This window comes from Wolbachia endosymbiont of Cardiocondyla obscurior (assembly GCF_902713635.1).
GTDB lineage: Bacteria > Pseudomonadota > Alphaproteobacteria > Rickettsiales > Anaplasmataceae > Wolbachia > Wolbachia pipientis.
In genome coordinates this window covers 1-11,053 of the sequence record NZ_CACTIU010000046.1, presented here as the reverse complement: position 1 = coordinate 11,053, position 11,053 = coordinate 1, and the positions used below count along the sequence as shown (strand labels likewise).

General features: G+C 35.3%; 13 protein-coding genes and 2 pseudogenes. 1 reads left to right on the top strand and 14 read right to left on the bottom strand.

The genetic code is table 11. The features are described 5' to 3' along the window. Positions 1–71 precede the first annotated feature (71 nt). Positions 72–369 (top strand): annotated as a pseudogene (locus WOCAOBSORBRA_RS04140) (integrase core domain-containing protein); the annotation flags it as partial. On the opposite strand, the gene WOCAOBSORBRA_RS04135 reads toward WOCAOBSORBRA_RS04140, so the two are convergent. From WOCAOBSORBRA_RS04135 to WOCAOBSORBRA_RS04070, 14 genes and pseudogenes are all read right to left on the bottom strand, one after another. Then, positions 343–1,293, bottom strand: coding sequence for a contractile injection system protein, VgrG/Pvc8 family (locus WOCAOBSORBRA_RS04135; protein WP_174515987.1), 951 nt, complete (start codon positions 1,291–1,293; stop codon positions 343–345). The pseudogene WOCAOBSORBRA_RS04140 and the gene WOCAOBSORBRA_RS04135 sit on opposite strands and share 27 nt — an antisense overlap. Continuing rightward, a complete protein-coding gene (locus tag WOCAOBSORBRA_RS04130) occupies positions 1,294–1,503 on the bottom strand; it encodes a tail protein X (RefSeq protein WP_010081876.1) in 210 nt (69 codons plus the stop codon). Further along, positions 1,500–1,847: a phage tail protein gene (locus tag WOCAOBSORBRA_RS04125; protein ID WP_174515988.1), complete on the bottom strand. Its 348-nt coding sequence runs from the start codon at positions 1,845–1,847 to the stop codon at positions 1,500–1,502. The genes WOCAOBSORBRA_RS04130 and WOCAOBSORBRA_RS04125 overlap by 4 nt, the downstream gene beginning before the upstream one ends. Beyond that, the gene (locus tag WOCAOBSORBRA_RS04120) at positions 1,847–4,129 is read right to left on the bottom strand and encodes a phage tail tape measure protein (protein WP_174515986.1); all 2,283 of its coding nucleotides are present in this window, start codon (positions 4,127–4,129) and stop codon (positions 1,847–1,849) included. The genes WOCAOBSORBRA_RS04125 and WOCAOBSORBRA_RS04120 overlap by 1 nt, the downstream gene beginning before the upstream one ends. A gap of 109 nt (positions 4,130–4,238) precedes the next feature. Beyond that, positions 4,239–4,496, bottom strand: a complete 258-nt coding sequence (locus WOCAOBSORBRA_RS04115; protein ID WP_010405430.1) for a phage tail assembly protein — start codon at positions 4,494–4,496, stop codon at positions 4,239–4,241. Positions 4,497–4,579: 83 nt separating this feature from the next. Further along, entirely contained in the window at positions 4,580–4,861 is a 282-nt protein-coding gene (locus WOCAOBSORBRA_RS04110) for a type II toxin-antitoxin system RelE family toxin (protein ID WP_010082215.1), read from the bottom strand. Then, the gene (locus WOCAOBSORBRA_RS04105; protein ID WP_007303020.1) at positions 4,845–5,045 is read right to left on the bottom strand and encodes a hypothetical protein; all 201 of its coding nucleotides are present in this window, start codon (positions 5,043–5,045) and stop codon (positions 4,845–4,847) included. The genes WOCAOBSORBRA_RS04110 and WOCAOBSORBRA_RS04105 overlap by 17 nt, the downstream gene beginning before the upstream one ends. A gap of 61 nt (positions 5,046–5,106) precedes the next feature. After that, positions 5,107–5,604 (bottom strand): phage major tail tube protein, encoded by a 498-nt coding sequence (locus tag WOCAOBSORBRA_RS04100; RefSeq protein ID WP_010082216.1) that lies wholly within the window; start codon positions 5,602–5,604, stop codon positions 5,107–5,109. An 11-nt stretch (positions 5,605–5,615) separates the two neighbouring features. After that, positions 5,616–6,803 carry a phage tail sheath subtilisin-like domain-containing protein gene (locus WOCAOBSORBRA_RS04095; protein WP_174515985.1) on the bottom strand — a complete coding sequence of 396 codons (1,188 nt, stop codon included), beginning with the start codon at positions 6,801–6,803 and terminating at the stop codon, positions 5,616–5,618. Further along, positions 6,796–7,356, bottom strand: coding sequence for a hypothetical protein (locus WOCAOBSORBRA_RS04090; RefSeq protein ID WP_155968663.1), 561 nt, complete (start codon positions 7,354–7,356; stop codon positions 6,796–6,798). The genes WOCAOBSORBRA_RS04095 and WOCAOBSORBRA_RS04090 overlap by 8 nt, the downstream gene beginning before the upstream one ends. Positions 7,357–7,362: 6 nt before the next feature. Further along, positions 7,363–8,784, bottom strand: coding sequence for a hypothetical protein (locus WOCAOBSORBRA_RS04085; protein WP_174515984.1), 1,422 nt, complete (start codon positions 8,782–8,784; stop codon positions 7,363–7,365). Beyond that, positions 8,781–8,975, bottom strand: coding sequence for a hypothetical protein (locus WOCAOBSORBRA_RS04080; protein ID WP_141457048.1), 195 nt, complete (start codon positions 8,973–8,975; stop codon positions 8,781–8,783). The genes WOCAOBSORBRA_RS04085 and WOCAOBSORBRA_RS04080 overlap by 4 nt, the downstream gene beginning before the upstream one ends. A gap of 4 nt (positions 8,976–8,979) precedes the next feature. Continuing rightward, the gene (locus WOCAOBSORBRA_RS04075) at positions 8,980–10,164 is read right to left on the bottom strand and encodes a hypothetical protein (RefSeq protein WP_174515983.1); all 1,185 of its coding nucleotides are present in this window, start codon (positions 10,162–10,164) and stop codon (positions 8,980–8,982) included. 14 nt (positions 10,165–10,178) lie between these two features. Further along, positions 10,179–10,948, bottom strand: a pseudogene (locus tag WOCAOBSORBRA_RS04070) (DUF4815 domain-containing protein). Positions 10,949–11,053 lie beyond the last annotated feature (105 nt).

The following is an 11,053-nucleotide window of genomic DNA, read 5'->3' as shown; positions in this document are numbered from 1 at the left end:
TTTCCTTACTTGATCTGCTTCTTCTTCTACCTCTCTCACATCATTTTTTCAATCACCTTTTGCAGCAGGTCTCTAGAACTATGCAAGATGAGTGTTACAATATCATCTTTAGAAAGAAAATCTACAGTTCTTTGGAAGATCTGCAGATTGATGTTGATCATTGGCTGCGTTCTTACAATGAGACAAGGCCTCATTCAGGCAAATATTGCTATGCCTATGCAAACTTTTCTTGATAGCAAACAAATTGCTTTTCAGAAAAATATTAGTAACATTAAACAAAAGACTGATATTAGTTTTCAATTCTTCTGTAAGTTAATTCTCACCTGTCAGATTAAGTTGTGTCTAGTACAACTTACTCAAAGATGCTGACAACATAGTAAGGTAACCTGAGCTATTTAAAGTATGCTCCGCTCTATTAACTATCCATTCACCATCTACCGCTTGGTTAAAGTCTATAAGATTAAGTTTAGCTTCTGCAAAAATTTGAGGATTACCAGGCATAGTTATATCTAAAGCTTCATTGTTACGCTTCAATTGTTTTAACTTGGCATTTGCTGCACTCAGCGCTGACTCTGCATTAGAGTAAAGTTCCAGCATAATATAACTTGGCTCGCTACTACCAACTGTTTCTTTAATAGTTTCGCCCTTTTCATAGCTATGCCATTTTGCCACTACTGAATTATACTTATCACGTACGGTAAAATGCACTTTCCAGTTAATTGTATCTTGAGGTCTAATAGTCGTTGTTCCTAAAGCTTTTCCTGTGGCTGATTTTGCCATATTCTTTGAAATAAACAATATATACCCACCAGCTAATTTTGCCATTGCTTCACGCTCTGTTGCGATCTTTGTTAACAGACTTATATCACTTTCATCTGCCTGATTAATATGGGGTATCAATACATTCTTAAATTCCTCAGCGACTTTGTATCCATATCCATGTTTTTGGGCTATTTCTTTTACTAAGTTTTCTATGGTAATTTGGCGCCATTCTTTTGATACTTTTGCCTTCAAAGATATTCTTAAATTTGTTGCATGAGCTTTGATTAGTAGAGTCTTAGGTGGACCCTGTATAGTCACTTCGTTGACTGTATATATACCCATTGGAAAGATTCCAATTTCCTTATAACCTAGTGCTATGTTCAATTCATTCGGAATATCTATGTCTTCATCCCTGTAATCAACACACACTTCAACTACATCATCTATTATTCCTGATTCATCTGTAAGGTGCAATGATATAACTCTATCTTTAATTGATTCACATTTATCTATTATAAAATCTGGCTGCATTTATTCCCAGACCTTTAATTTTGACTTTTGTACTATTTTCTTAATAGTAGGAAGCTTTATCTTTAATCCTGCGGGCAAAAAGCTTCCGTATTCTGCCAAACCCAAGTTCTCTGCTAGTACTAATTCCACTACTCCATCAGTAAATCCGTAATGTTTCCAGCAAATCAGATCTAACATCTCATTTTCTTTACTCACATAGTATATAGTCATCTATAGCTTTTTAAACTCAAACTAAATTCAATTTTTCTCGGTAGTCCATTAGGTAAAAAATACATCTGCTTTTCTTCTAACCTAGTAACTACGAATTGTCCTAAAATATTACCTAAACTATCTACTAAAATATGTGGTTTTTCAGTTTCTTTTACACTCTTTAATTGATTTAGCACGTTGAGATTATGCAGATAAATCATTCCTTCTAAATCTATATTTTCTACACCTTGACCGATATTTTGTAATAGTGGCATATTTTCAATACACTCAATCGTGCTCCAACGATTTTCTCTGCTATACTTTAAACTTGTGGGAGCAAACTTATACGGACCAAGAGATAGCATCAATAAAATGTCTCTACCGTATCAAATAAAACATCACGTGACTTTTCTCTTATCCTTTTTATTACTTCATCTGCAAGACTACGAACATCTTGGTTAGGTTCTGCTTTAATGCTGATAGTGTAATTATTAGTGATGTTCTGAGTTTTATTTTGTTCTTTATTTTCAAACTTACTCCTTGCAAATATCTTATCGCTCTCTGTAAACTTTTTCTCCTCAATAAGGCTCTTGACTCTGAAGCTATTTTTATTTCTCTTTGAAAATTCTTTAATTATACTGTTACCTAGCACAGGATTTCCACTGTTGAGAATATTACTTTTTAGGGGAGTGTGCACTGCTTTTACTTCAGTTTTTCTTTTTTCAAACTCTTTCAGTGGGCTATTTCCCAATACTTTTCCAAATATACTTTCACCTATCCATGAAAAAGCTTCTTCTATGGGTTTTATTATCGATTTCCAAAAGCTAGAGAAAAAGTCTTTTACCTTTTGCCAGTTAGTTATAACAAGTGCTGCGCCAGTGACAAGTCCAGTAATTAAAAGTCCTATAGGGTTACTCATTATAGCGAGTGTTACTGCTCTTAGTCCTTTTACTACTGCAGGAAAAACTGTAGCTGATAAAAATGAAAATACTCCAAGTAGGTTTGCTTTCAGACTAAAAATCGTACTTCCTAGCAATGTAAATCCGTATCCTAGTCCCACTGCTACAACTTTTAAACTTATCAAGGCTGCTACAGTACCCATGATTGCTTTGGTTAAAGTTGGATATTTTTCTGCAAATAACGCTATGCTTCTAGTTTTTTCTTGTAAAAATTCAGCTATAGATTTTAAAGTAGGCAGCATCACTGAACCCAGGTTCATACCAACTTCAGCTATTGCGTTGCGAAGAAGTCGTAATTTACTGGCTGTGGTGTCTACACGGTTTTGAAATTCTTTCTGCAACGAGCTCTTGTACTCTTCTGTGTCAGCTAGTAACCTTATAGCATCTTCGTATTTGTTAAAACTTCCAGCTAATAATGCAATATCATCTTGATATTCCTGACCGAAAAGTTTCATAAGGATTGTAGAACGTTCTTGGTTATCCATTTTCTTTAGAGCTTGAAAAAAGTAGAGTAATGCTTCTTCGCCGTTTTCGCTTATTCTTTGTACTATTTCTTCTGCAGTTATGCCCATTTGCTCTAATGCTGCTTTAAAATCCCCTCCTTGTTCTTCAGCAGTCTGAAGTTTACTAAGTAGAGCATTTATAGCAGTTGCAGCTTTTGCTGGTTGTTTACCTAAACTAACGAAGGCATTTACTAAACTACTTGTTTCCTTGATGTCAAGACCAAATTGTTTTGCAGTACCACCAACTATTGCTAGAGCTTCAACCATATCTTTTGCTTTGGCAGCAGTGTTATCTGATAAGTGATTGATTACATTACCAACGTATTCCATTTTACTAACATCAATTCCATAAACGTTAGAGAGTTTAGCTATAGAATCACCTGCTTGCTCTGCAGACATATCAAATGCTGTAGACATTTTTGCCACTGTTTCTGTAAACATAAAAAGATCTTCTTTCTTGATACCAAGTTGACCACCACTTGCAGCTATTTGTGCCAGTTCTGCGGCTGATAATGGTATAGTACGTGACATCTCTTTTAACTTCTTTGCAAATTTAGTTGCTTCATCCGTTCCTTTTTTAAAATCTACCACTTTTGTAACATCAGCCATAGCACTTTCAAAGTCAATTGCAACTTTAACTGGAGCTGCAAGCGTTAGCCCTAGCCCAATAGTCTCTATAATTTGTGACTTAAAATGTGCTTTGCTTGCTAAAAAACTTTGGTGACTACGTATTGCAGATCCAAGCTTACCATACTTACCTTTTAATACTTCAATAGAAGAGCCAAGTTTATGTTGGTCACTTACTAAGTACTTAATATTTCTTCCACTTTTTCTTACTTCTTCATTAAATGAATGCAAAGCATCTCTCTTTTTCAAATATGCTTCTTTTGCTTTTATTGCAGAGGTTTTGGCCTTGTCAAATTCTGCTTTTAAAGTTTTGCTCGGTTTCTCTATTGCCTTCATTTGTTTAGCTAAAGATTTTACTTGATCTTCAAAGCCTTTCCATGACCTCTTGCTAGTCAAAACATCATGACCTAACTGCTTAAACTTTGATACTGATTTTAAAGATAAGTCAAGCTTTCTTATATTCTCACCAAGATGAGTAAGTTGACTGCTACTTCCTTTTATTACAGTACTGAAACTGCCATCTAAAACTGCTCCGATTTTTATAGATAATGTTGACATTGTACCTTCCTCGCTGCTTTATGCCATAAGATAAATTCATTAATCTCCATATCAAGTATTTGTTCAACCCCTCCTCCTACAACAGAGCTGAACATTAATACTTCTAATCTCAAGTTTTTTGGATAATCGGTGAAAAAAAATCCTTTAATACCTCTTGAATTTTCACATAATCAGCAATATCTAACTCTTCAATTGCTTCTTTTGCAACTGATGTCAAATTGGCAGTCAAAGTTACTTCTTTACTAAGGTCACTACCATTTAAGCGTTCAATTGCAAGATAGTCTCTAACTTTTGGACGTCTAACAGTAAGTTCTGAGACAGAAATTCCATCAACTGTTATTGGGTTATTAAGTGTTATAGCTTGCATGTTCCTCCTTAAAAAGTTAATTAAATAAAAGTCTATATCGGCTTTTACATAACTAATTTCTTTGTATGGTGCTATAAATAGGATTAGCTTTGATAAGAATCTTTTCTGTGTTCAATTGAAGTAATAACTACTGTATGTTCTGGTACATCTATATAATAAAGTATACGATAGGTACTCACCCGTAGACTACGTTGTCCACTTAAGTTATGCTTTAATGGCTTTCCAAGTCCAATTGGATCAACTGTTAGACGCTCCATTATTGCCTTCTTAATCATTAACTTTACTTTTGCTGGAAGAGCCGGAATGTCTTTCTTTATAACAGATTCTGAATAGTCTATATTGTAAGGCTTAATCCCAGAAGGCATCTTGATGTTTAACCCTCTTTTCTTTATAGCGTTCGTCAGCAATCTTAGATAATTCCATATCTTCAATTTCTTCTTCCATTAATTCAGTTAATAACTTTAAAACGGACTTGTCTTGAGATTGTGCTACACTAACAAGTAAACCAGTTAGCTGCTCTATGGAATTTGTATGAGCTTTAGAATCCATATTAACTATATACCTACAACTTCTTATATTTTAACATTTTTATGTAATTTTGTCAACCATATTAGATCCCTAGAATCGTTTGTAGCAAGGCCATTTGATCAACGCCATTTATCTTTCTAATCATATTTTCAGCATCGATCTCTATTAATTCATTACCACCTATAGTAAGTTTATAATAATGGGCAGCTACAGTACACTTCAGCGTTGCTTTCTCAGCAGGTTTCCAGTTGCCAAAGTCAAACTCTTTAAAAATGCCTCTTAAATTGATTATTACTGCTTCAATATCATTACCTTGCATTCCTCCACGGAGCGTTAAAGATACTGAGTTTCCATCTATCAAGCCAAAAAGTCTAAATAGTTCTGAATCATACTCAGCGAAAGTAAAGTCTGCTTCAAGTTTCTCCATGCCCATATCAATATTTATTGGAATATCCATACCACCAGCTCTGTACTCTTCGGTTTTTATGGTAAGCTTCGGCAAGGTTATTTCATCTATTTTTCCTGCATAACCCCGGCCATCAACAAATACGTTAAAATTTCTCAGTATTTTCGGTAACACTTTGCTTTCTCCTAACTTATTACACTATTATTTACGAGATGAGATTTGAATGTTATTTGCTCAGCCGGATATGGTAGTGTAAATTCGAAATCAAAATATACTTTCCCGCTTGCAATATTTGTTGGTGTATTGAGCTCTGGAGTTGCATAACATTTTCCGCTAATAATCGCTCCTTGTACTTTTAAATTGGCCAAATAAGAATTCACCCCCTCAATCACATCATCTATATAAGTTTTGGTGATATTGCGATCAACTGCCCATAAATGAGCTCGAAGTAGACTATCATTGATTAAATCTGCAGTCCTTCTCACTGACAGAAAAGCCCATTTTGAGTCATTTGAACATGTTCTATTTCCCCAAAGCCTATAGCCGTTTTGATGAATTATCGTTGTTACTTCATTTTCATTTAAGTGGTTTGCTCTGCAATTTGCATAACCTAAGCTAAAATCAATAGGCCTGCTTGTGCCAACAATACCATTTATCTCTTTATTTGAAGGTGAATGCCAGAAGCCTTGTTCGCTGTCTATTTTAGCTATTAAACCAGCTACAAATGGACTCGATGGCAAGATTTTTTCTTTTCCTTCAATAAATAACTTAATCCATGGGTCAACTACGTAAACTCTTGAGCTGCCTACACTTTTTCTCCATTTTATTGCTTCTTCATCATTAGTATTTGGTCCGTCTGCAACAATAATTGCTCTTAATTTTTCTGCTATGGAAATTAAAGCACTCACTACTGGATTTACTCCATCTATTTCAGGTAACTGATGAGTAAACTGAGGTGCAATTAATATTCTTGGAGCAACATGAACTATACTTTCACTACTGAGGAATGCCTCTATCCCTTGATATTCTCCAGTCTCTTTATCAACTCCACCGATTATACTTTGAATAGTTTCACTTTCTTTGAGCTTTGGATCGCTGTTTTCACTTTCTTTAACTCGAATAACTACTACTGTTGCACCAATCTGGGAAAATATTCCATTTATTGCAGAAGGTAAACTGCCACTCTTTCCGAGCTTTGCTGCTTCCTTTAAGCTTCCTGCAACTAACACTGGTTTATTTAGCGGAAATTTTTGCTCATCTGCTTCAGGTGCAGTACCAATTACACCTATCACTGATGATTTAGCTGTACGTACTGTCTTTGCTCCTGAGGTTACCTCAATAACATTTACGCCATGTAAAAATTCTTCAGCCATTTCTTTGTATTTTCTTCCTGAAATCATCTAGCAAAGTCTGTAGCTCATTTTCACTTTTGGCTTCTTCAATCTTTCTTTTGGCTAAATCTTCAAGCTCTTCACATTTAATTATTGCTTTTACTGCTTTTTTCACTTTTTCCTCAATTATTCTTGCCATTTCAATAACCGTAATACCACGGACTTTTGCTAAAGGTTCTATAATTTCTTTATCCTTTTCATCTATAGATTCTGGTGCTGCTAGAATGCTTTTTGCGGCTTCCGCTTGAATCTCATAAGATTTAGCTTTTTGGTGAGAATGACCTGCATATTGGTGAGTATGATTATCATAATAGAAACGCATACTATCAAATGCACAAAGCTTCGCATTATCCAGTAACTCCTTTTGTATATCTTCTTTAGTACGCTGAGCAATTTTTCCTCCTTCTGTTAAACAATAGCTTTTTTGCCAATCAAAATCTTCTGGTGCTTCATACCAATCATTTTCAGTTGGCTTGCTTTCAAGTGTTGTTGTTTCTACTTGTTTATCATTTTCAAATCTAATGTAGATAGACATTGTTTGTTACCTCCAAATCTCATACGTGTTAGATAATCCTGGACATTGCCAACCCCTGAGCGTCCTTTCCACATCTACCTCAAGCCCTGTGGTGAGAAAATTGCTACGTATGTTATAAATCCCCCACTGAATAAATTGACCATAGTTGTGTACATAATTTGATGCAAGCATACCTTGACTAACTTGTGTTCTGGAATACAGATAAGATGATGTGTAAAGTAATATTGCAACTGTTTTTCCTGCTGGAATCTCCACATTACCAGATCCGGCTAACTTGCTATCAGAACTCGTGTATTGGTAAACATTTTTCCATACTATTTTTGAAATACTTGATTTATTAGAATTAGTGTTATCAGGAGTTCCCACAAATAATCCTGCTCCCCCATACTCCGTACTCGAATACGATGATCCAACAAATTCCATTGTCTTATTTATGTTCACATTGGTTGTATTTTTTACAAATACTACTCCAAGTGCAGCATACGGGTAATAGTATATCTCATCATAACTACCCGAAAAACTTTTTGTGCATAACTCTCCGTAAATAAATGTTCCTTTACTTCCCTCTATAAAACTTAGTTGTCTTGGCCGATAAAAACTAACGTAATCTGTATTGTACGTATGGCTACCTGCTAGTAGTTGTAACATATAGTCAGTTTTTGTTATATCACTACTCCACTTTCCAAGCTCTGTCGTAAAAGTTCCGTGGCCAAAATAATTATTTTTTCTGCCAAGTACACCAAATAAGAAAGGTAATGACCCTGGTTCAACCATGTTGCGCTTTCTTATTTCATTTATAAGAGACGCTTTTAACTGTTCATCCCGAGTTTTTACCTCATTCAGGATGTTTTCAATTCGAGTTTCTATTTCCCTAATAATTGATGAGCCACTTGGCACATCATTAACAGTACGGAAGTTATTCACTAAACCTTTAAGACCATCTTTATGACTGTTACTAATGCTATTTATTGCTGCAATATTGGCATTCTTTCTCGTATCAAGTAGCGATAAATTTGTTGTTCCTTTTTCATCAATTCTCTTTAATAACTGCTTCTCTGATTCAGAGATCACTGCTAAAGAACTAGCTTTTTTATTATCCAGATCAGTTAAGTGTTTTTTTGCACTATCAAGAAGTTCTTTTAGCTTACCATCTGTCATCTGTACAATTTCAGAAACTGCACTTTTGTCGATTATTGATTCCAATGCTTTAGCAAGATATGCTAATTGATCTGGTGTACTGTTTTCTGCTAAATCCTTAAGCCTCTTTTGTAGTGCATCAATTATTTCTTTTACTTTAGTCATTTGCGCAATATCAGAAATAGCTTTTTTATCTGCTATCAATTCCAGCGATTTTGCAAGATATGCCAGTTGATCAGGTGTGCTATTTGCTGCTAAATCCTTTATCCTTTGGTATATTGCTTCTTTCATTTCCAAAAATTTAAAAAAGTCTCAAAATTAAACCGCTCAAAATTACTCTTAAGTTGATTATGCTCATCTTCTCTTTCGGTAATATCTTCATCTATTTTCTTAATTGTGGTACGGATACGAACAACATCCTGCACAGCAATATTTTCTGGATGTGGTAGTGGATACCCTCTGCTTGTTTTATCATCTGACATTCTGCTAAGTGATAATGATTCGTAGATTTTTGACTTTAGGGCGATAAACAACCGTTCCACTCAAAGCTAATTTTACCCTTGTCTCATTACCATTAAAGTTTGTTAGCACATGAGTTCTCTCTACCAAATTTTCTCCAATTGGTTTTCCTGATGTTAAATTTACTAATTGCCAATCCACGTTTTTTTGTACATACGCTTTAACATCTGCAGTGCCAGGTATCAGCGCATCATATGTTATGGTAATCTTAGTGTTAGCTCCTGCTGTAATGCTTCTAGTTACATAATCTGCACTCTTAGAAAGATTACCCATAACTAGCTGTAACCCAGGATATAGCACTGGACTTTTCTCTCGCCCTCCTTTTAGGCTTGCTTTTACCGTTAATTCCCCATTTATTCTTTCACGCAGTGCAAGCGGCAAATTATCAGACAAAAAGTTTTCTCTTCCCTCTTCATCTGTTAAGATAAATTCTACATTGGTATCAAATGCTACTTTTTCGACGTTTGTCAAAACAATTAAATCTGAAGTATTGGTTGCTGTAACTTTGCCAAGATCAATAACATGAGAATTTTCGCTAAATTTTGCAGCTAGTAGTCGAAACGTTAAATCTAAGTTCTGATGTGGAGTCCAAGTACTTGCGTTGCTAGATGAGAGTAATGCTCCTACTTGATATGGCTGACTTGTTACCCAACGGCTATTTACTGCATCATACTTGCCAAGCTCTGCTATTTTTACTGCAGTATCTGCATCATCGGTAAGTAAAACTATTGCATATTCTCTGCCAGCTTCACACCAGACAGGAGACCAAGTAATACGTGTTGCTGTGCCATCTATCTTTATATCTTTTGGCTCAATATAGCTTTCAGCAATGACAGTCTGCGAGGGCATTCCCACTGCTGTTTCTCTAATCTGCACAACAACACGTTTTTTGCCTTTATTTACAAACCATAGTTCCACGCCTCCTATGTGCCTACTTTCATTTAGAGTAAATGTTTGCGCTAAAGGATCAACTCTTCTTGCTGCGATCACTCTTCTTCTCTCTTCTATGGTAATTGTTTTTTTACCAGTATAAGTTGTCTCTCCATAGCTTCCTTTATTCCCATAAAATTGCACCAATTTAGTACCTGCTGGAATGTTTGCTGGGATTTTTATTTTTCCCTTTAATTTTCCCTGGTTGTTAGCTGTTAACATTTATTTTTCCAATTTTAAGTTATAGGTTGAATGTTTATTCCGTCAAATTTTATTTCTTTAAGCTGCTCACTTGGCTCAAAACCTTCAATTTCAAAATCTTGTACTGCTTCTCTCATAAATTCAGTTTCATATGAAGTACTTGACAGCAGCTCTGTTGTTTCCGTAATATTAAATACTCTGGTTACTGGGCTTTTCCAATTCGTGGTAACCTCCGTCCAGTAATCTATATTTTTATTTAGAGTAATTTGTGCCGGGACTGGATCAAAAGCTTGATATGGATTGATCTTTTCTCCTTTAGTCTGTAAAAGCTGCTCCAGTACCGGTTCAAGTTCATACGGCAACAAATAAGTTTTTTCTCCTCCATCAATATCAGCAATCGTTACATCTATTGGTAAAATTAATTCCTTGTTTACTATCGCTGCAGACTGCGAAATTCCTTGATCACGCATATCATCATCAAAGAATGGGTCAACAAATACTCCTTTTTTGGTAGTAGGTTCTCTTGAATTTGCATCACTGCGTAAACGTTCCTCTGCAACCAGCGTATAAAGATCATTTATTCCTTTTTCATTGCTTCAAGCTCATTCATCGGTACAGCATGAATAGCATTATTCACTATCTTTACCCCTTCTTTTTCTCCGTTTTTCCATGTCTGATGAATGTAGCAGAGCAAAAGTTGTCCGCTAGGTGCTTTAGGCATCGATGGTCGCCAAGGGTGAGCTATGCCTTTTATTCTCCTTACCACCCCTTTGCTATCGATAGTAATTAAATCAAAGCGGGGCATTTTCCAGGTATAATCTATCAAAACCAAGCTATAGTATTTTCTAAAATGAATGATAAATTTCCATTATGGTATTACCAACCAAAAGTTGTAAGTCTGTATATTTAT

Excerpts from the sequence above, each read along its gene's own strand:
- WOCAOBSORBRA_RS04135 (WP_174515987.1), bottom strand. The coding sequence starts at position 1,293 with ATGCAGCCAGATTTTATAATAGATAAATGTGAATCAATTAAAGATAGA.
- WOCAOBSORBRA_RS04130 (WP_010081876.1), bottom strand. The coding sequence starts at position 1,503 with ATGACTATATACTATGTGAGTAAAGAAAATGAGATGTTAGATCTGATT.
- WOCAOBSORBRA_RS04125 (WP_174515988.1), bottom strand. The coding sequence starts at position 1,847 with ATGCTATCTCTTGGTCCGTATAAGTTTGCTCCCACAAGTTTAAAGTAT.
- WOCAOBSORBRA_RS04120 (WP_174515986.1), bottom strand. The coding sequence starts at position 4,129 with ATGTCAACATTATCTATAAAAATCGGAGCAGTTTTAGATGGCAGTTTC.
- WOCAOBSORBRA_RS04115 (WP_010405430.1), bottom strand. The coding sequence starts at position 4,496 with ATGCAAGCTATAACACTTAATAACCCAATAACAGTTGATGGAATTTCT.
- WOCAOBSORBRA_RS04110 (WP_010082215.1), bottom strand. The coding sequence starts at position 4,861 with ATGCCTTCTGGGATTAAGCCTTACAATATAGACTATTCAGAATCTGTT.
- WOCAOBSORBRA_RS04105 (WP_007303020.1), bottom strand. The coding sequence starts at position 5,045 with ATGGATTCTAAAGCTCATACAAATTCCATAGAGCAGCTAACTGGTTTA.
- WOCAOBSORBRA_RS04095 (WP_174515985.1), bottom strand. The coding sequence starts at position 6,803 with ATGGCTGAAGAATTTTTACATGGCGTAAATGTTATTGAGGTAACCTCA.
- WOCAOBSORBRA_RS04090 (WP_155968663.1), bottom strand. The coding sequence starts at position 7,356 with ATGTCTATCTACATTAGATTTGAAAATGATAAACAAGTAGAAACAACA.
- WOCAOBSORBRA_RS04085 (WP_174515984.1), bottom strand. The coding sequence starts at position 8,784 with ATGAAAGAAGCAATATACCAAAGGATAAAGGATTTAGCAGCAAATAGC.
- WOCAOBSORBRA_RS04080 (WP_141457048.1), bottom strand. The coding sequence starts at position 8,975 with ATGTCAGATGATAAAACAAGCAGAGGGTATCCACTACCACATCCAGAA.
- WOCAOBSORBRA_RS04075 (WP_174515983.1), bottom strand. The coding sequence starts at position 10,164 with ATGTTAACAGCTAACAACCAGGGAAAATTAAAGGGAAAAATAAAAATC.